The organism is Streptomyces sp. NBC_00316 (assembly GCF_036158715.1).
Lineage (GTDB): Bacteria > Actinomycetota > Actinomycetes > Streptomycetales > Streptomycetaceae > Streptomyces.
The window spans coordinates 6,558,529-6,576,368 of sequence record NZ_CP108023.1 but is presented as its reverse complement, the minus strand read 5'-3'; the positions used below and the strand labels follow the sequence as shown (position 1 = coordinate 6,576,368).

At 72.1% G+C, this 17,840-nt stretch carries 17 protein-coding genes; 7 read left to right on the top strand and 10 right to left on the bottom strand.

Features of this window, described 5'->3' with window-relative positions; translation table 11 throughout:
- Nucleotides 1–7: 7 nt before the first annotated feature.
- Complete coding sequence (locus tag OG878_RS29245) at nt 8–1,489, bottom strand: aldehyde dehydrogenase (protein WP_328889543.1); 1,482 nt, start codon at nt 1,487–1,489, stop codon at nt 8–10.
- 322 nt (nt 1,490–1,811) lie between these two features.
- On the opposite strand from OG878_RS29245, the gene OG878_RS29240 reads away from it, so the two are divergent.
- Entirely contained in the window at nt 1,812–3,239 is a 1,428-nt protein-coding gene (locus OG878_RS29240; protein ID WP_328889542.1) for an MFS transporter, read from the top strand.
- A gap of 67 nt (nt 3,240–3,306) precedes the next feature.
- On the opposite strand, the gene OG878_RS29235 is transcribed toward OG878_RS29240, so the two are convergent.
- From OG878_RS29235 to OG878_RS29225, 3 genes are all read right to left on the bottom strand, one after another.
- Entirely contained in the window at nt 3,307–3,891 is a 585-nt protein-coding gene (locus OG878_RS29235) for a dihydrofolate reductase family protein (protein WP_328889541.1), read from the bottom strand.
- Between the two features lie 97 nt (nt 3,892–3,988).
- Nucleotides 3,989–4,297, bottom strand: a complete 309-nt coding sequence (locus OG878_RS29230) for a chorismate mutase (protein ID WP_328889540.1) — start codon at nt 4,295–4,297, stop codon at nt 3,989–3,991.
- A 36-nt stretch (nt 4,298–4,333) separates the two neighbouring features.
- Nucleotides 4,334–5,218 carry an AraC family transcriptional regulator gene (locus OG878_RS29225; RefSeq protein ID WP_328889539.1) on the bottom strand — a complete coding sequence of 295 codons (885 nt, stop codon included), beginning with the start codon at nt 5,216–5,218 and terminating at the stop codon, nt 4,334–4,336.
- A 195-nt stretch (nt 5,219–5,413) separates the two neighbouring features.
- On the opposite strand from OG878_RS29225, the gene OG878_RS29220 reads away from it, so the two are divergent.
- Both OG878_RS29220 and OG878_RS29215 read left to right on the top strand, forming a co-directional pair.
- A complete protein-coding gene (locus OG878_RS29220) occupies nt 5,414–7,252 on the top strand; it encodes a glycoside hydrolase family 35 protein (protein ID WP_328889538.1) in 1,839 nt (612 codons plus the stop codon).
- Nucleotides 7,253–7,275: 23 nt separating this feature from the next.
- Nucleotides 7,276–8,169 (top strand): hypothetical protein, encoded by an 894-nt coding sequence (locus OG878_RS29215; protein ID WP_328891421.1) that lies wholly within the window; start codon nt 7,276–7,278, stop codon nt 8,167–8,169.
- A 148-nt stretch (nt 8,170–8,317) separates the two neighbouring features.
- On the opposite strand, the gene OG878_RS29210 is transcribed toward OG878_RS29215, so the two are convergent.
- The gene (locus OG878_RS29210) at nt 8,318–9,256 is read right to left on the bottom strand and encodes an SDR family oxidoreductase (RefSeq protein ID WP_328889537.1); all 939 of its coding nucleotides are present in this window, start codon (nt 9,254–9,256) and stop codon (nt 8,318–8,320) included.
- 86 nt (nt 9,257–9,342) lie between these two features.
- On the opposite strand from OG878_RS29210, the gene OG878_RS29205 reads away from it, so the two are divergent.
- From OG878_RS29205 to OG878_RS29190, 4 genes are read left to right on the top strand one after another with little or no spacing between them, the layout of a single operon-like run.
- Nucleotides 9,343–10,086: an enoyl-CoA hydratase family protein gene (locus tag OG878_RS29205; protein ID WP_328889536.1), complete on the top strand. Its 744-nt coding sequence runs from the start codon at nt 9,343–9,345 to the stop codon at nt 10,084–10,086.
- Between the two features lie 17 nt (nt 10,087–10,103).
- Complete coding sequence (locus OG878_RS29200) at nt 10,104–10,958, top strand: CoA transferase subunit A (protein ID WP_443049279.1); 855 nt, start codon at nt 10,104–10,106, stop codon at nt 10,956–10,958.
- Entirely contained in the window at nt 10,955–11,719 is a 765-nt protein-coding gene (locus tag OG878_RS29195; protein WP_328889534.1) for a CoA-transferase subunit beta, read from the top strand. The genes OG878_RS29200 and OG878_RS29195 overlap by 4 nt, the downstream gene beginning before the upstream one ends.
- 8 nt (nt 11,720–11,727) lie before the next feature.
- Nucleotides 11,728–12,810, top strand: a complete 1,083-nt coding sequence (locus OG878_RS29190; protein ID WP_328891420.1) for an NAD(P)H-dependent flavin oxidoreductase — start codon at nt 11,728–11,730, stop codon at nt 12,808–12,810.
- 69 nt (nt 12,811–12,879) lie between these two features.
- Here the strand turns inward: OG878_RS29190 and OG878_RS29185 are convergent, their stop codons facing one another.
- The 5 genes from OG878_RS29185 to OG878_RS29165 all read right to left on the bottom strand — a co-directional run bounded on the left by OG878_RS29185 (nt 12,880) and on the right by OG878_RS29165 (nt 17,787).
- Nucleotides 12,880–14,547 (bottom strand): DEAD/DEAH box helicase, encoded by a 1,668-nt coding sequence (locus OG878_RS29185; protein WP_328889533.1) that lies wholly within the window; start codon nt 14,545–14,547, stop codon nt 12,880–12,882.
- A gap of 138 nt (nt 14,548–14,685) precedes the next feature.
- Nucleotides 14,686–14,889 carry a cold-shock protein gene (locus tag OG878_RS29180; protein ID WP_003969786.1) on the bottom strand — a complete coding sequence of 68 codons (204 nt, stop codon included), beginning with the start codon at nt 14,887–14,889 and terminating at the stop codon, nt 14,686–14,688.
- Between the two features lie 248 nt (nt 14,890–15,137).
- Entirely contained in the window at nt 15,138–16,295 is a 1,158-nt protein-coding gene (locus OG878_RS29175) for an acetyl-CoA C-acetyltransferase (protein ID WP_328889532.1), read from the bottom strand.
- 31 nt (nt 16,296–16,326) lie between these two features.
- Nucleotides 16,327–16,938 carry a TetR/AcrR family transcriptional regulator gene (locus OG878_RS29170; RefSeq protein ID WP_328889531.1) on the bottom strand — a complete coding sequence of 204 codons (612 nt, stop codon included), beginning with the start codon at nt 16,936–16,938 and terminating at the stop codon, nt 16,327–16,329.
- 66 nt (nt 16,939–17,004) lie between these two features.
- Nucleotides 17,005–17,787: an SDR family oxidoreductase gene (locus OG878_RS29165; protein ID WP_328889530.1), complete on the bottom strand. Its 783-nt coding sequence runs from the start codon at nt 17,785–17,787 to the stop codon at nt 17,005–17,007.
- Nucleotides 17,788–17,840 lie beyond the last annotated feature (53 nt).

Genomic DNA, 17,840 nt, shown 5'->3' with positions numbered 1-17,840 from the left:
CTCGGCTTCAGTGGGCGGCCCAGGGCAGCGGGGTGGTGCCGGTGCCCCAGTAGAGGGATTTCTGCCGCTGGTAGCCGCGGATCAGGTCGCGGCCCTTCTCGGTGCCGATGCCGCTGTCCTTGAGCCCGCCGAACGGGGTGGAGATGCTGAACTGCTTGTACGTGTTGATCCACACCGTGCCGGCGTCGATCCGGCGGGCGACCCGCCAGGCCTTGGCGTGGTCGCCGGTCCACAGTCCGCAGGCGAGGCCGTACACGCTGTCGTTGGCCTGGGCGACGAGGTCGTCCTCGTCGTCGAAGGGCAGGGCGACGAGGACGGGTCCGAAGATCTCCTCCTGGCAGACCCGGGCGGTGTTGGGGAGGCCGTCGAGGACGGTGGGGAGGTAGTAGGCGCCGTCGCGGTAGAGGTCGCCTTCGGGGGCCGCTCCCCCGCACCGGACGGTGGCGCCTTCCGCGCGGGCCAGGTCGACGTAGGCGGCGACGCTGTCGCGGTGCTTGTGGTGGACGAGGGGGGCGACCTGGGTGTCCGGGTCGGTGCCGGGTCCGACGCGCAGCTTCCGGGTGCGGGCGACGAGTTCGCCGACGAACTCCTCGTACCGGGAGCGGGCGACGAAGAGCCGGGATCCCGCGATGCAGCTCTGTCCGCTGGAGGAGAAGACGCCGTACATGACGCCGGCCAGGGCCTGTTCGAGGTCGGCGTCGTCGAAGACGATCGTCGGTGACTTGCCGCCGAGCTCCAGCGACACGGGGATGAGCTTGTCGGCGGCGGCATGGGCGAGCGTGCGGCCGGTGCTCGTACCGCCGGTGAAGGTGATCTTCCCGACGGCCGGGTGGCGGACGATGGCGTCACCGATGACGCTGCCGCGGCCGGGCAGCACGGAGAGCAGGGCGGTGGGCAGTGCGGCCTCGGACAGTGCCTGGTGGACGAGCCGGCCGAGAGCGAGGGCGACGAGCGGGGTCCACTCGGCGGGCTTGAGCACGACGGCGTTGCCCGCGGCGAGTGCGGGGGCGAGCTTCTGGGCGTCGCTGGCGATGGGCGAGTTCCACGGGGTGATCGCGCCGACGACGCCGATCGGTTCGTGGACGCTCATCGTGACGTACGGGCCGCGGGACGGGGTGATCGCGTCCTCGGCGGTCTCCAGTGCGGCGGCGGTGTAGCGGAACGTTCCGGCGGCGCTCAGCACGAGGGCGCGGGTCTCGGTGCGGCACTTGCCGGTGTCGGCGGTCTGCAGGGCGGAGAGCCGGTCGGCGTCGCGCTCGACGAGGTCGGCGATGCGGTGCAGCAGCCGGGCCCGCAGGTGGGCGGGGAGCTCGCGCCAGGCCGGGTCCTGGGCCGCGTGGACGGCGGCGGTCACGGCGTCCTCGACGTCGTCGAGGGATGCGGCGTGCACGGTGGCGATGACCTGGCCGGTGGCGGGGTCGACGGTCTTGATGGGGGCGCCACGGCCCTGCCGCCACTGCCCGGCGACCAACACCTCGTCGGCAAGCATCAGTTGGCCTCCTGCAGTCGAATCGGTTACCTCAGAGCTAAAAATCTAAGCGCTTAAGTAATTTGTTGCAAGACCCCTCCGTAAAAACTCTTTTGCCCTGGAGGTCTTGACGGCCGCCACCCCCGGGCCGGTAAAACTTAAGCCCTAAGAAGCTAGGTGCTTGCAGAGAGCAGCCGGGCGGCAGTGGTCGGTCTCACAGGCTCACGCGCCCCGTGCCGCCGCCCCGCCCCCGTACGCTCGGCTCACTCCCGTACACCTCTGCCCTCCCGCACACCTGGCTCCCCAACCGCTCCGCCCCCACGCGGAGCAGGAGGAACCCTGGATGACCCGGCACACCGCCGCCCGTGACGCCCCGGCCGCCCCTGACGCCCCCACCACCCGTGACGCCATCGCCGCCCGTTTCGAACGGCTGCCGGCCTCCCGCTGGCATGTCGTCGTCCGCCTCGTCGTCGGGGTGGTCACCTTCTTCGAGGCGTTCGACCAGCTGCTGATCGCGTACGCACTGCCCGAGCTGCGGCAGGAGTGGCACCTGACCACCGGCGAAGCCACGTCGGTGCTCACCGTCGGCTCGGTCGGCATGCTCATCGGCGCGCTGCTGTCCGGCCGGCTGGCCGACAGATACGGCCGGGTCAAGGTCATCGCGTACTGCGTGGCCGCCTCGGGGCTCGCCGGTCTCGCCCTCGTCGCCTGCACGTCGCTCACCCCCTTCCTGGCCCTGCGCTTCGTCCAGGGGCTCGCGATCGGCGGCGAAGTGCCGGTGGCCGCGGCGTTCATCAGCGAGATCACCCGGAGCTTCAAGCGGGGCCGCTTCGTCCTGCTGTACGAACTCGTCTTCCCCGCGGGACTGACCGTCGGCGCCCTGGCCGCGGCATGGCTGGTACCCGCGGCGGGCTGGCGCGTGATGTTCGCCGTCGCGGCCGTGCCCGGGCTGCTCGCGTTCCTCGTCCAGCGCACGGTTCCCGAATCGCCGCGCTGGCTGGCGGACCGGGGACGCACCGCGGAGGCCGAGGCGGTCATGGCCGAGATCGAGACCAAGGTGTCGGCGGCGACGGGCGAACCCCTGCCGGCGCCGGTGCACCGCTCCCCCGCACCCGGCGCGGCGACGGCCGCCACCGACGCGGAGCGCACCGCCACCGGTCTGCGCTCCCTGTTCACCGGCCGCTACCGCCGCCGTACCCTGGTGGTGGGTGCGATCTGGTTCACCGGCTACTTCGTCAACTACGGCGTGACGTCCTGGCTGCCCAGCATCTACAAGGACGCCTACGGCCTCACGCTCTCCGACGCCCTGCTCTGCTCCACGGTCACCTCGGTCGCCGGGCTGCTCGGCTGCCTGCTGGTCGCCCTGACGGTGGACGTCCTGGGCCGTCGCAGGATCCTCGCGGTCTTCCTGGGCGGCGCGGCCGCCCTTCTGCTGACCCTCGCGGCACTCGGCGCCGATACGCCCGTCCAGGTCCTGATCTGGACCTCGCTGTCGGCCGTCGGCTTCTTCGGCGCCAACATCTGCCTGTACCTGTACACGCCGGAGCTGTACCCGACCCGGATGCGCGCCCTGGGCTGCAGTGTGGGCGGCGCGGTCAACCGCCTCGGCGTGATCCTCGGCCCGATCCTGGTGGGTGTCGTCTACGGCGCCGGCAACGACATCGCCGGGGTCTTCGTGATGCTGGGTGCGGTGGCGCTGATGGGCGCGGTGGTGGCGGGCGCGTTCGCCGAGGAGACGGCGAACCGGCCGCTGGAGGAGATCTCTCCCTGACCGCCCCGCACCGGGGCGGGGGTGACGGGCCGGGCGACGCCGCACCGGCGTCCGTGCGGCCCGGCCCTCAACGCTCTGCCGCGGAGGACGCGTCGGCGCGCAGGTACCGGAGAAGGACGACGCCGTTGCCGAAGCTCCGGGTGCCGGCGAGTCGCAGATCGCTCTTCGCGTCCGCCGGCAGGAACAGGGGCTTGCCCCGGCCGATGAGGACCGGATGGACGTAGACGCGGTACTCGTCGATCAGGTCGTGCTTCCGGAAGGCCACGGCGAGCTCGGCGCCACCGAGGGACAGGTCGCCGCCCGGCTGCGCCTTGAGCGCCATGATCTCCCCGGGGACGACGTCCCGCACGACGGTGGTGTTCCAGTCGGCCCGCTCCAGGGTCCTGGAGAACACCAACTTGGGCATGTCCCGCCAGATACCGGCGAACTCCGCCACCGGCCCGGCGTGGGAGGGGTCCGCGTCGGCCGTCGGCCAGAATCCGGCCATCAGCTCATGGGTGACGCGACCGCTCAGAAAGCCGCCCATCGCCCTGAGCTCGTCATTGAAGTGCTGGTGCAGTTCGTCGTCGACACGGTGCCAGTCGATGGTCCGGCCGGGTCCCTCGATGAATCCGTCGAGGGACACCGACATCATCAGGATGATCTTCCTCATCACGGTCCTCGCCAACGCCGTCGGGGGCTCGGTATCGGGCCGGCGCCGGACGGCCGGTCACCGTTCGGACGATACGCCGTGCGCGCCGGGGCCCGTGTCAGGACGAGTTGGCGATCGTCTCGTGGTGCCTGATCACTTCGGCGATGATGAAGTTGAGCAGCTTCTCGGCGAACGCCGGATCCAGTTTCGCGTTCTCCGCGAGGCGGCGCAGGCGGGCGATCTGTTCGGCTTCGCGGGTGGGGTCGGCCGGGGGCAGTTTGTGGTTCGCCTTCAGATGGCCGACCTGCTGGGTGCACTTGAAGCGCTCGGCGAGCATGTGGACAACAGCGGCGTCGATGTTGTCGATGCTTTCGCGGAGCCGGTTCAGTTCCGCGCGGACGGACTCGTCGGTGTCGCTCGTGGTCATGGTCGACGAGCTTAGACGGCCGGACGCAGGGCTCCGCTACGGGCTGATCGTCGGTGGGTGGTCCGGGTCGGGGACCGTATCGCTCCACCCGCCCGGTACGGCGCGGCCCTGCTGTTCACGGAAGCGGACCGGGGCGGTGCCGACGCGGCGGGCGAACAGGCGGGAGAAATAGGCGGGGTCGTCGTAGCCGACGCGGCGGGCGACCGCGGCGACAGGCAGGTCGGTCGCGGCCAGGAGCTCCTTGGCGCGGCCGAGCCGGATGCCGAGGAGGTAGTCCTTGGGGCTGCAGCCGGCACCGCGCCGTACCGCGGTGCGCAGTTCGGCGGGGGTCATCTTGTGCCGGGCGGCGTGCTCGGCGACCGAGAGCGGCTGGAACGCGTCGCGGGCGAGGGCCTGCAGGACCGGGTCGCCGTCGGGGCTGACGTCGGCGCGGGCCCGGCGCAGGGCGACGAGGAGTTCATGGACGGCGGCGCCGGTCTCGACCTCGAGGAGCGGGTTGCCGCGCCTGGCGGCCCGGACGATCCGGCTCACCGCGGCGCGCGGGCCCGCCGTGTCGGCGAGGGGGACGAGGGGGCGGTCCGGCTCGATGAAGCCGAGTTCGGTGTACGTGGCGGTGGCGGGGCCGGTGAAGTCGACGAAGCTCTCGTCCCAGCCGGTGCCCGGGTCGGCGCCGTAGTGGTGCGGGGTACCGGGAGTCAGCCAGATCAGGCTGGGGGCGGTGACGGGTGTCCGGCGGCCGTCGGGCCCGCCGAACCAGCCGCTGCCGGAGTTGACGATCACGGCCACATGGTGGTCCAGGGTCCGTGGGCCGACCGTCGGCAGAGCGCCGTGCTGCAGACCGACTCCCAGGCAGACGAGACCCAGCCGGTGGTGGAGCGGACTGGGCGTGAAGAAGCGCATCCAGGTGTGGTACGTCGACATCGGGTTCCTTCCTCCGCTCGGCCCGGGCCCCGCCGGGTTCGGTGGTGCTCCGGTTCACGTCGGTGATCTGCACGTTGTGTCCAAACAGCAGTGATCTTTGTCCATGGACCGGCCGCACGCCAGGGGGCGAGGTTGGACGCAGATTTCCTCCCGGGTCCACGGGCGGGACCGGCGCAACAGGAGAGTACGAGCACGATGGCTGACTTCACCGTGGGCGACGACCACTTCCGGCTCGACGGGAAGCCCGTACGCCTGCTGTCGGGGGCGCTGCACTACTTCCGGGTGCACGAGGAGCAGTGGGACCACCGGCTCGCGATGCTCCGCGCGATGGGCCTCAACTGCGTCGAGACGTACGTCCCGTGGAACCTCCATGAGCCGCGGCCCGGGGTGTACCGGGACGTGGCGGCGCTCGGCAGGTTCCTGGACGCGGCGCACCGGGCCGGGCTGTGGGCGATCGTCCGCCCGGGCCCGTACATCTGCGCCGAGTGGGAGAACGGCGGGCTGCCCGCGTGGGTGACGGGCCGGTTCGGGCGGCGGGTGCGGACCCGTGACGCCGGTTATACGGCGGCGGTCGAGCGGTGGTTCGCCCAGCTCCTGCCGCAGGTGGTGGAGCGGCAGATCGACCGCGGCGGCCCGGTGCTCATGGTCCAGGTGGAGAACGAGTACGGGAGCTACGGCAGCGACCGGGTCCATCTGCGGCGGCTTGCGGACCTGCTGGGCGAGCACGGGGTGAGCGTGCCTCTGTTCACCTCCGACGGGCCGGAGGACCACATGCTGACGGGCGGCTCCGTGCCCGGTCTGCTCGCCACGGCGAACTTCGGCTCGGGGGCGCGCGAGGCGTTCGAGGTGCTGCGGCGGCATCAGCCGAAGGGGCCGCTGATGTGCATGGAGTTCTGGTGCGGCTGGTTCGAGCACTGGGGTGCCCCGCCGGTCGTACGGGAACCGGCACAGGCCGCCGGCGCACTGCGGGAGATCCTGGAGTGCGGGGCGTCCGTGAACATCTACATGGCACACGGGGGAACCAACTTCGCGGGCTGGGCGGGGGCCAACCGGTCCGGCCCGCTGCAGGACCGGGATCTCCGGCCGACGGTGACGTCGTACGACTACGACGCGCCGATCGACGAGTACGGGCGGCCGTCGGAGAAGTTCTGGCTGTTCCGGGACGTGCTCGGCGCGTTCGCGGACGGTCCGCTTCCCGCTCTGCCGCCGGAGCCGGCCGGGCTCGCGACGCCGGTGCGGGCGGAGCTGACCGGATGGGCACCGCTGTCCGGCGTGCTGGAGTCGCTGGGCGACCCGGAGCCGCCGGAGTCCGGTGTCCCGCCGACGTTCGAGGAGTTGGGCGTCGACCGGGGCCTGGTCCGCTACCAGGTGGACGTTCCGGGACCGCGGCAGCCGTACGCGCTGGAGGTGGTGGGGCTCCGGGACCGGGCGGTGGTGTACGTGAACGGCGTCCGGGAAGGCGTTCTGAGCGAGGAGAGCGCGACGCTCGACGAGCCGGTGGCCGGACCCGCGTCCGTCGAGCTGTGGGTGGAGTCGCTGGGCCGGGTCAACTACGGGCCCCGGCTGGGCGAACCGAAGGGCATCACGGGCGGGATCCTGCACGAGCGGCAGTACCTGCACGGGGTACGGGCCAGGGCGTTGCGGCTGGCCGCGTTCGAGGAACCGGGAGCGGTGGCCGGGGTGCCGTTCGGGGAGGTCGTGGAGGGGCGCACCGGGCTGTACCGGGGATCGTTCGAGCTGACGGAACCGGGCCGGGCGAATCATGCGGGGGTCGAACTGCCGGGCTGGACCCGCGGGTTCGTCTGGGTGAACGGCTTCTGCCTGGGCCGCTACTGGTCAGCGGGTCCGCAGCGGACGCTGTACGTGCCGGGCCCGGTGCTCCGCGAGGGCGCCAACGAGGTGTGGGTGCTTGAGCTGGAGGGCGCGGGGGCCCCGTATGCGGAGCTGGGCCCGGGGGCGCCGGTCCGGACGGGCACCCCCCGCGATGTTCAGACGCCGAACGGCGCGTATCCGCTTACAGTGGAGGCCGGTTGAGCGTCACCGAGAGGGGTGCGGACGTGGCGAACGGCAGCCCGGTGGTGCACGGCTTTCCCCATCTCGACACCGTCCGGTCCGCGATCACCGCGCTGTACCGCAGGCTGTCGTACGACGGTGTCCACCGCTATGCGCCGAGCCTGGTGCCCGCCGACGCCGCCTTCTCCGACCAGGACGATCTCCATCTCGGTGCGCAGCGGGTGGCACGGGCGATGGTCCGGCATCTGCATCTGCCGGACGCCCGGATGCTCGTCGCGTTCCGGGCGATGGAGCATGCGGGAAGCGTCGAACTCGCGGCAGGTCCCGAGTACTTCATCGAGCTCAACGACCGCTTCCGCACGCACCGCAGGGACATCGGCGCCGCGCTCTCGCACGAGGTCATGCACGTACTGCTGCACCGGCTCGGCCTCGAGTTTCCCGGTACGCGCGACAACGAGATCCTCACCGACACCGCGACGGCGTATCTGGGGGCGGGCTGGCTGCTGCTCGACGCCTTCAGGGAGGACGCCACCGCCAGCCAGAAGCTCGGCTATCTCACCCCGGAGGAGTTCGGATACGTGCTGGCCAAGCGGGCGTTCGCCTTCGACGAGGACCCCTCGCCGTGGTTCACCAGCCCGCAGGCGTACACGGCGTTCACGGCGGGGCGGGAACGGGCGCTGCAGGACAGCCGGCAGCCGCCGCTCACGGCGGCCGGCTGGGCGGGCCGCCACCGTTACGCGAAGGACCGGCGGCACGCCCAGGACCATCCGGGCGCGCCCGCGGCCCCCGGTGTTCCGTACACCTTCGAGGGCGGCACGGACGGGCTGCGGGTCTCCTTCCCCTGCCCGACCTGTCACCAGCGCATCCGGGTCCCGGTGCGGGGCCGGGTACGGGCGCGGTGCGGGCTGTGCCGCACGGTGCTGGACTGCAACACGTGAGCGTGGGCGGTGGGGCCGGTGCGGCTGCGGCGGCCGGTGTCCCCCTGTCCGCCCGTTCCCGCCCGGCCGACGTGCGGCTCCGTCGAGCGGCGGGGGCGATGTCCCCGAACCCCCGCTCCTCGATCGCCGCAGGGGCCGGGTCCTCCCCTCACCGCGCCCCGTACACCGGCCGCCCCTCCCCCGCCCGAGCCAACAGCTTCCGTGCCGCCTCCCCCGCCTCGGCCGGCGGCCACCGCGCTCCCCGGTCCACGGAGGGGCCCGGGCGCCAGCCCTCCATCACCGTGATCCGGCCCGCCTCCGCCTCGAAGACCCGGCCGGTCACCCCGTCGCTCGCGGCCGAACCCAGCCACACCACCAGCGGCGACACGTTCCCGGGAGCCATCGCGTCGAACGCCCCCTCCCCCGGCGCCGCCATCGTCTCCGCGAACGTCTGCTCGGTCATCCGGGTCCGGGCCGCCGGGGCGATCGCGTTGACCTGCACCCCGTACCGGCCGAGCTCCGCCGCGGCGACCAGCGTCAGGCCGACGATTCCGGCCTTCGCGGCGGAGTAGTTGCCCTGGCCGACGCTGCCGAGCAGCCCTGCCCCGGAACTGGTGTTGATCACCCGGGCGACGGGGGCGCGGCCCGCCTTGGCCTCGGCCCGCCAGTGCGCCGCCGCATGCTTCAGCGTGAGGAAGTGACCCTTGAGGTGGACCCGCACGACCGCGTCCCAGTCGTCCTCGTCCAGGCCGACGAGCACCCGGTCGCGCAGGAAGCCCGCGTTGTTGACCAGCGTGTCCACCCGCCCGTAGGTGTCCAGCGCGGCCCCGATCAGCGAGGCCGCGCCCGCCCCGGTCGCGATGTCCCCGCCGTGGGCCACCGCCTCACCGCCCGCCGCCCCGATCTCGTCGACCACCTGCCGGGCCGGTCCGGGGGACGCCCCGCCCGCCCCGTCGAGTCCTACGCCGAGGTCGTTGACCACGACCTTCGCCCCCTCGGCGGCGAACGCGAGGGCGTGGGCCCGGCCGAGCCCCCGCCCGGCCCCCGTCACGATCACCACACGGCCCTCGCAGATCCCCGGGCCGGGTCCGTCGCTGCTTGCGCTCATCTCACATCTCCTTGTTGGCCATGCGGGGGCAGGCTGCTACCTTCCACACCTAACAAACGTTTGGTGGAAAGGTAGCTGATCCTCTCATGGGTGTCTCCACCACAAGCCCGGCCGAGGGCGTCCGCGTCGTCACCGTCGACCATCCGCCCGTCAACGCGCTGCCCGTGCAGGGCTGGTACGACCTCGCCGACGCGTTACGCACGGCGGGCCGCGACCCCGAGGTCCGCTGCGTCGTCCTGGCCGCCGCCGGGCGGGGGTTCAACGCGGGCGTCGACATCAAGGAGATGCAGCGCGACACCGGGCACACCGCGCTGATCGGCGCCAACCGCGGCTGCGCCGAGGCGTTCGCCGCGGTGTACGAGTGCGAGGTGCCGGTCGTCGCCGCGGTGCACGGCTTCTGTCTCGGCGGCGGCATCGGCCTGGCCGGCAACGCCGATGCGATCGTGGCGAGCGACGACGCCACGTTCGGCCTGCCCGAGCTGGACCGGGGCGCGCTCGGCGCCGCGACGCATCTCGCCCGGCTCGTCCCGCAGCATCTGATGCGCGCGCTGTACTACACCTCGCGCACCGCCACGGCCGCCGAGCTGCACGCCCACGGCTCGGTCTGGAAAGTCGTCCCACGCGCCGGACTGCGGGACGCGGCACTGGAGCTGGCGGGCGAGATCGCCCGCAAGGACGGGTATCTGATCCGGCTCGCCAAGGCCGCCATCAACGGCATCGACCCGGTGGACGTCCGCCGCAGCTACCGCTTCGAGCAGGGCTTCACCTTCGAGGCCAACCTCGGCGGAGCCGCCGGCCGCGTCCGTGACACCTTCGGCAAGGAGGCATGACGGTGACCGACAAGACCATGACGGCCGAAGAGGTGGTCTCCCGGCTCAGCAGCGGCATGACGATCGGCATCGGCGGCTGGGGCTCGCGCCGCAAGCCGATGGCGCTGGTGCGTGCGCTGCTCCGGTCCCCGGTCACCGATCTCACCGTGGTCTCGTACGGCGGCCCCGACGTCGGCCTGCTCGCCGCCGCCGGCCGGATCCGCAAGCTGGTCGCGGCCTTCGCCACCCTCGACTCGATCCCGCTCGAACCGCACTTCAGGGCAGCCCGCCAGCGCGGCGGCTTCGAGCTGACGGAGGTCGACGAGGCGATGTTCATGTGGGGACTGCACGCCGCCGCGAACCGGCTGCCGTTCCTGCCCGTCCGGGCCGGCCTCGGATCGGACGTCATGCGGGTCAACCCCGGTCTGCGCACGGTGCGTTCACCGTACGAGGACGGCGAGGAGTTCGTCGCGATGCCGGCCCTGCGGATGGACGCGGCGCTGGTCCACGTGAACCGCGCCGACCGGTCGGGCAACGGCCAGTACCTCGGACCCGACCCGTACTTCGACGACCTGTTCTGCGAGGCCGCCGACACCGCCTACGTCTCCTGCGAACGGCTCGTCGAGACCGCGGAACTGACCGCGCGGGCCGCCCCGCAGACCCTGCTCGTCAAACGGCACGCGGTCACCGGCGTCGTCGAGACCCCGAACGGCGCGCACTTCACCTCCTGCGCCCCCGACTACGCGCGCGACGAGGCGTTCCAGAAGGCGTACGCCACCGCAGCCGCCGACCCGGCCGCCTGGGCGGCGTTCACCGACCGGTTCCTGCCCGCGGACGGCAGCGAGAAGAGCTACCGGTCGGCCGTCCGGACCTGGCACGAGGAGCAGAAGTGACGACCCCTGAGACCACGCCCCCCGGGCCCCGGACCACCACCCGCGCCGAATACTGCGTGATCGCCTGCGCCGATGCCTGGCGCGACAACGGCGAGGTGCTCGCCAGCCCGATGGGCCTGATCCCGTCCGTCGGCGCCCGCCTCGCCAAACGCACCTTCTCGCCCGATCTGCTGCTGACCGACGGCGAGGCGATGATCGTCGGTCTCGACGGCACGCCCGAGGGCTGGCTGCCGTACCGCCAGCACCTCGCCATGGTCACCGGCGGCAGGCGCCACGTGATGATGGGCGCCAGTCAGATCGACCGGTTCGGCAACCAGAACATCTCCTGCATCGGCGACTGGGCACAGCCCGCCCGCCAGCTGCTCGGCGTGCGCGGCGCACCCGTCAACACCCTGAACAACCCGGTCAGTTACTGGATCCCGAGGCATTCGCCGCGAGTGTTCGTCGAACGCGTCGACATGATCAGCGGGGTCGGTCACGACAGTGCGGCGGCCGCCGGCCCGTCGGCGACCCGATACCACCGCATCCCGCGCGTCGTCACCGACCTCGGCGTCCTCGACTTCGCGACCCCGGACCGCTCGATGCGCCTCGCCTCGCTGCACCCGGGCGTCACCGCCGGTCAGGTCCGCGAGGCGACCGGCTTCACGCTGACGATCGCGGACGACGTCCCGTACACCCGCGAGCCCACCGCCGTCGAACTCCGGCTGATCCGCGAGGTCATCGACCCGGAGGGCACCCGTCACCGCGAGGTCGGGACCTGATGGATCCGATGCGCACGCCCCTCACCGAGCTGGCCGGGATCCGGTACCCGATCGTGCAGACCGGGATGGGCTGGGTCGCCGGGCCCCGGCTGGTCTCCGCCACCGCCGAGGCCGGTGCGCTGGGCATCCTGGCTTCCGCGACGATGACCGTGGAGCAGCTGCGCGCGGCGGTACGGGAGGTCAAGTCCCGTACACGGGCGCCGTTCGGGGTCAATCTGCGCGCCGACGCCGGTGATGCGCGCGAACGCGTACGGATCGTCGTCGACGAGGGCGTGAAGGTCGCGTCGTTCGCGCTGGCCCCGTCGAAGGAGCTGATCGCGGAGCTGAAGGACGCGGGGGTGGTCGTCGTTCCGTCGGTCGGCGCCCGGCGCCATGCGGAGAAGGTCGCGGCGTGGGGTGCGGACGCGGTGATCGTGCAGGGCGGCGAGGGCGGCGGTCACACCGGTGAGGTGGCGACGTCGGTGCTGCTGCCGCAGGTGGTGGACGCGGTGGACATCCCGGTGATCGCGGCGGGCGGCTTCCACGACGGCCGCGGCCTGGTGGCGGCGCTGGCGTACGGGGCGGCGGGCATCGCGATGGGCACGCGGTTCCTGCTGACGTCGGACTCGACGGTCCCGGACGCGGTGAAGGCCCGGTACCTGGCGGCGGGCGTCAGGGACGTCACGGTCACCACGGCGGTGGACGGACTGCCGCACCGGATGCTGCGCACGGAGATGGTCGCCGCGCTGGAGCACGCCGGCCGCACCAGGGCCCTGGTCCAGGCGGTGCGCCGGGCGGCGGGCCTCAAGCGGATCTCGGGGCTCAGTTGGTCCCGGATGGTGCGGGACGGCCTCGCGATGAGGCACGGCAAGGACCTGTCCTGGAGCCAGGTGCTGCTGGCTGCCAACACCCCGATGCTGCTGAAGGCGTCCATGGTCGACGGCCGGACGGATCTGGGGGTGATGGCGTCGGGTCAGGTGGCCGGCGTCATCGAGGACCTGCCGAGCTGCGCGGAGCTGGTGAACCGGGTGATGGCGGAGGCACAGCGGGCGCTGGAGGCACTGACCTCGATGGCCGGACAGGCGGGTGGGCCCGGCCTGTCCGGCACATGACCATCCGGGTCCGGGGCGGAGCCCCGGTGCGGTGGCCCGGTCGGCCGGGTCACCGCACCAGGTACGCGGCTACGCCGCCCTGCGGCCCCGCGCGGCGGCGCTGCCGTTGCTGCGCCCGGAGCCGGCCGCGCGCCCCGCACCTGCGCCCGAACCGTTGCCACGGCCCGCACCACCGGTCCGCGCCGCACCGCCCGATCGCGCCGCGCCGCCCGACCGCACCTCGCCGCCGCCCTGCGCGGAGGCCGCGCCGGCACCGGAGCCGCTGCGGCGCCCCCGGCCACGGCTGCCCGCGCGGAACGTACCGCCGGCGCCGCCGCCCGCACCGCCCTGCCGCGTGCGCGGCTTCGGCTGCGTCGGCTGGGGGACCTCGACGACGACCGCGATGCCGGACGGCTCACGGGCCCCGGTGATCCGGGTGAGTTCCTCGTCGCTCGACGTGATCCGGGTGGTCCGCGGAGCAATGCCCGCGTCGGCCATCAGCCGGGTCATGTCCCGCTTCTCCTCCGGCAGCACCAGCGTGACGACGCTGCCTGACTCCCCGGCGCGCGCCGTGCGCCCACCGCGGTGGAGGTAGTCCTTGTGGTCCGTCGGCGGGTCGACGTTCACGACCAGGTCGAGGTCGTCGACGTGGATGCCGCGGGCCGCGACGTTGGTCGCCACGAGCGCGGTGACCTGGCCGTTCTTGAACTGGTCGAGCGTCCGGTTGCGCTGCGGCTGGGACCGCCCGCCGTGCAGGGCGGCAGCCCGTACACCGCTGGCGAGCAGCCGCTTGGCGAAGCGGTCGGCGGCACGCTTGGTGTCGACGAACATGATCACCCGGCCCTCGCGGGCGGCGATCCTGGTGGCGACGGCCTTCTTGTCGGTCTCGTCTGCCACATGCAGCACATGGTGCTCCATGGTGGTCACGGCGCCCGCGGACGGGTCGACCGAGTGCACGACCGGGTCGGTCAGGAACATCTTGACCAGCCGGTCGATGTTCTTGTCGAGGGTCGCGGAGAACAGCATCCGCTGGCCGTCCGGCTCGACCTGCTTGAGCAGCGCGACGACCTGCGGCATGAAGCCCATGTCGGCCATCTGGTCGGCCTCGTCGAGGACCGTGATGGAGACCTGGTCGAGCCGGCAGTCGCCGCGCTCGATGAGGTCCTTGAGCCGGCCCGGCGTGGCGACGAGCACCTCGGCTCCGCGGCGCAGCGTGGCGGACTGCTTGGTGATCGACATGCCGCCGACGACGGTGGCGAGCCGCAGGTTCACGGACGTCGCGTACGGCGTCAGCGCGTCGGTGACCTGCTGGGCGAGCTCGCGGGTCGGGACGAGGACGAGCGCCAGCGGGGCGCGCGGCTCGGAGCGCCGCCCGGCGGTGCGGGCGAGGAGCGCGAGGCCGAAGGCCAGGGTCTTGCCGGAGCCGGTGCGGCCGCGGCCGAGGATGTCCCGGCCGGCCAGCGAGTTCGGCAGGGTGGCGCCCTGGATCGGGAACGGGTCGGTGACGCCCTGCGCGGCAAGGGTTTTCAGCAGGGCGGCGGGCATGTCCAGCTCGGCGAACGCCTCGACGGCGGGCAGTGCGGGGGTCATGGTTTCGGGCAGGGCGAATTCACCCTGCGGCGGCGTGGCCCTGCGACGGGGCGACGCCTTGCCGGATCCCTTGCCGGAACCCTTGGCGGTTGCCTGTGCCTGGGCCGTGCCACGCCCCCTCGACGGACGAGTGCGGGCGGGTCGGTCCTGGCGTTCGGAGCGGGTCATACGGAATTGCCCTCCTGGGGATTCCTGGGAACTACGTGGGGACTGCTCGGGACTTGCGGTGCACTCCCCGGGACAGCACAAGCCGGGACCCGCACCTTCACGGTGCGGGCCCCGGCTGCGAGGTACGCGTCGCGGCAATTAGGCCGGGACGATGTTCTCCGCCTGCGGGCCCTTCTGGCCCTGCGTGACGTCGAAGGAGACCTTCTGGCCCTCCTGGAGCTCACGGAAGCCCGAGGTGGCGATGTTGGAGTAGTGGGCGAAGACGTCGGCGCCGCCGCCGTCCTGCTCGATGAAGCCGAAGCCCTTTTCCGAGTTGAACCACTTCACGGTTCCAGTAGCCATGTCATTCTCCTAAAGAGGTGCAGTGCCGGAAATCCGCACTTTACGAATTCCAAGTCGCCGCATTGAGCCCCATCCGGAGAAAGCCGGAAAACAATAATGCGCCTGAGGAAGCATTCCCGTCAGGCGCACATAAAGTTCATGGGTACCAAAACTGCAACTCGGCAACCGTAGCACGTTCTGCAGATCCGCGGTGTGATCCGCCGCACCCCCGCGTGGCGGGGTCGCCCGAGAGCCTTGGCGCGCCCGGCTCAGAGCCGTTCGATGATCGTCACGTTCGCCTGTCCGCCGCCCTCGCACATGGTCTGCAGGCCGTAGCGGCCGCCCGTGCGTTCCAGTTCGTGCAGCAGCGTCGTCATCAGCTTGGTGCCCGTTGCCCCGAGAGGGTGGCCGAGCGCGATCGCGCCACCGTTGACGTTGACCTTGTCCGGGTCGGCGCCCGTCTCCTTCAGCCACGCCAGCACCACCGGTGCGAACGCCTCGTTGATCTCGACCAGGTCGATGTCGTCGATCGTCATGCCGGCCTTCTTCAGCGCGTACACGGTGGCCGGGATCGGCGCCGACAGCATCCGGATCGGGTCCTCGCCCCGTACCGAGAGGTGGTGGATGCGGGCGCGCGGGGCGAGGCCGTGCTCGGCGACGGCGTGGTCGGAGGCGATGAGCATCGCGGCGGCCCCGTCGGAGACCTGGGAGGAGCAGGCTGCGGTGATCGTGCCGCCGTCCAGGACCGGCGGGAGCGCGGCCATCTTCTCCAGGGTGGTGTCGCGGCGCGGCCCCTCGTCGACGGTGACGTCCCCGTAGGCGACGGTCTCGCGGGCGAAGCGGCCCTCGTCGATGGCGCGGACCGCCCGCCGGTGGGAGCGGAGCGCGAACTCCTCCATGTCGCGGCGGCTGATGCCCCACTTCTCGGCGATCAGCTGGGCGCCGTGGAACTGGTTGACCGGCTGGTTCCCGTACCGGGCGCGCCAGCCCTCACTGCCCGCGTAAGGGCCTTCGGTGAGACCGAGGGGTTCGGCGGCCTGACGGGAGGCGAAGGCGATCGGGATCTGCGTCATGTTCTGGGTGCCGCCCGCGACGACGAGGTCCTGGGTGCCGGAGAGGACGCCCTGGGCGGCGAAGTGGACGGCCTGCTGCGAGGAGCCGCACTGGCGGTCGACGGTGACGCCGGGGACCTCTTCGGGCAGTCCGGCCGCCAGCCAGCAGGTGCGGGCGATGTCACCGGCCTGCGGTCCGACGGTGTCGAGGCAGCCGAAGACGACGTCCTCGACGGCCGCCGGGTCGATGCCGGTGCGCTCGACGAGGGCCCGCAGGACATGGGCGCCGAGGTCGGCGGGGTGGGCGGCGCCGAGGCCTCCTTTGCGCCGGCCGACCGGGGTGCGTACCGCTTCGACGATGTAGGCCTCGGCCATGTCTGCTCCTCGTGGGTGAGCGCGGGTGGGGTCAGGTGCCGAGGGCGATGCCGTCCAGGACCATCGAGAGGTACTGGCGGGCGATCTCCTCGGGGCTGTGCTGTCCGCCCGGCCGGTACCAGGAGGCCGCGACCCAGACGGTGTCGCGGACGAACCGGTACGTGAGCCGGACGTCGAGGTCGGCGCGGAAGACCCGGTCGGCCACGCCGCGTTCCAGCGTGCCGAGCCATGCCTTCTCGAACTTCTGCTGGGAGTCGACGAGATAGGCGAAGCGCGGCTGGGTGGCGAGGTGCCTGGACTCCTTCTGGTAGATGGCGACGGCTGCGCGGTGCCGGTCGATCTCCCGGAAGGACTCGGTGACGAGGGCCTCGATGGTCTCGCGGGGGCCGAGTCCGGCGGCGAGCACCGCGTCGTAGCCCTCCCAGAGTTCGGTCAGGAAGGTGGAGAGGATCTCGTCGATGATCGATTCCTTGGAATCGAAGTGGTAATAGAGGCTGCCCGCGAGCATCCCGGCCTCGTCCGCGATCCTGCGGACGGTGGTGGCGTTGTATCCCTGTGCGGCGAAGACCTCGGCGGCGGTGTCGAGGAGTTCGCGGCGCCGCTCGGGCGAGGGGGTCACCTGGGGCTTCTTCTTGGTAGGCACCCGCCCATTCTCCGCCCGCGGGACGGCCGCGCGGACGCCCCTGCATACGCCCCGCACGGTCCCCGGTCACGCATGCTGACTGCTGACGGGGACGACCTCGCCCGTCATGTACGAGGAGTAGCCGCTGGCCAGGAAGACGATGACGTTGGCGATCTCCCAGGGTTCCGCGTACCTGCCGAAGGCCTCCTTGCGGGTCAGTTCGTCGAGGAGTCCGGCGGAGGTGACCTTCACCAGGTGGGGGTGCATGGCGAGGCTGGGGGCGACGGCGTTGACCCGTACGCCGTACGCGGCGGCCTCGACGGCGGCGCACCGGGTGAGCGCCATGACGCCCGCCTTCGCGGCCGCGTAGTGGGCCTGACCGGTCTGGGCGCGCCAGCCGACGACGGAGGCGTTGTTGACGACGACGCCTCCGCGGCCCGCGGACTTCAGGGAGCGCAGGGCGGCGCGGGTACAGCGGAAGGTGCCGTTCAGGGTGACATCGAGGACCGTGGACCACTGTGCGTCGGTCATCTCGGTGAGTTCGGCGGTGCCGCCGAGTCCGGCGTTGTTGACGACGATGTCGAGGCCGCCGTGGGCCTGTCCGGCGTGCGAGAAGAGGGCCTGGACCTGCGTCTCGTCGGTGACGTCGCAGGGCAGTGAGGTGACGTTCGCGGCGCCGAACTCGCCGGCGAGCGTCTGCTCGGTCTCCTTCAGCCGGCGTGCGTGCGCGTCGCCGATGGCGATGCGGGCGCCTTCCTCCAGGAACCTGCGGGCGGTGGCGCCGCCGATCCCGGCGCCGGCGGCCGCAGTGATGACGGCGGTGCGGCCGGCCAGCAGCCCGTGTCCCGGTATGTACTGCGGTGCGTTCACGCCCGTACCTCCTCGGGTGCCCGGTGCCTCGACGGGCCTCGCACCCGCACGTT

Coding starts and splice junctions, on each gene's coding strand:
- OG878_RS29185 (WP_328889533.1), bottom strand. CDS start 14,547: ATGACCCGCTCCGAACGCCAGGACCGACCCGCCCGCACTCGTCCGTCG.
- OG878_RS29200 (WP_443049279.1), top strand. CDS start 10,104: ATGACGGCCGAAGAGGTGGTCTCCCGGCTCAGCAGCGGCATGACGATC.
- OG878_RS29245 (WP_328889543.1), bottom strand. CDS start 1,489: ATGCTTGCCGACGAGGTGTTGGTCGCCGGGCAGTGGCGGCAGGGCCGT.
- OG878_RS29175 (WP_328889532.1), bottom strand. CDS start 16,295: ATGGCCGAGGCCTACATCGTCGAAGCGGTACGCACCCCGGTCGGCCGG.
- OG878_RS29240 (WP_328889542.1), top strand. CDS start 1,812: ATGACCCGGCACACCGCCGCCCGTGACGCCCCGGCCGCCCCTGACGCC.
- OG878_RS29230 (WP_328889540.1), bottom strand. CDS start 4,297: ATGACCACGAGCGACACCGACGAGTCCGTCCGCGCGGAACTGAACCGG.
- OG878_RS29225 (WP_328889539.1), bottom strand. CDS start 5,218: ATGTCGACGTACCACACCTGGATGCGCTTCTTCACGCCCAGTCCGCTC.
- OG878_RS29210 (WP_328889537.1), bottom strand. CDS start 9,256: ATGAGCGCAAGCAGCGACGGACCCGGCCCGGGGATCTGCGAGGGCCGT.
- OG878_RS29235 (WP_328889541.1), bottom strand. CDS start 3,891: ATGAGGAAGATCATCCTGATGATGTCGGTGTCCCTCGACGGATTCATC.
- OG878_RS29205 (WP_328889536.1), top strand. CDS start 9,343: ATGGGTGTCTCCACCACAAGCCCGGCCGAGGGCGTCCGCGTCGTCACC.
- OG878_RS29220 (WP_328889538.1), top strand. CDS start 5,414: ATGGCTGACTTCACCGTGGGCGACGACCACTTCCGGCTCGACGGGAAG.
- OG878_RS29180 (WP_003969786.1), bottom strand. CDS start 14,889: ATGGCTACTGGAACCGTGAAGTGGTTCAACTCGGAAAAGGGCTTCGGC.
- OG878_RS29190 (WP_328891420.1), top strand. CDS start 11,728: ATGCGCACGCCCCTCACCGAGCTGGCCGGGATCCGGTACCCGATCGTG.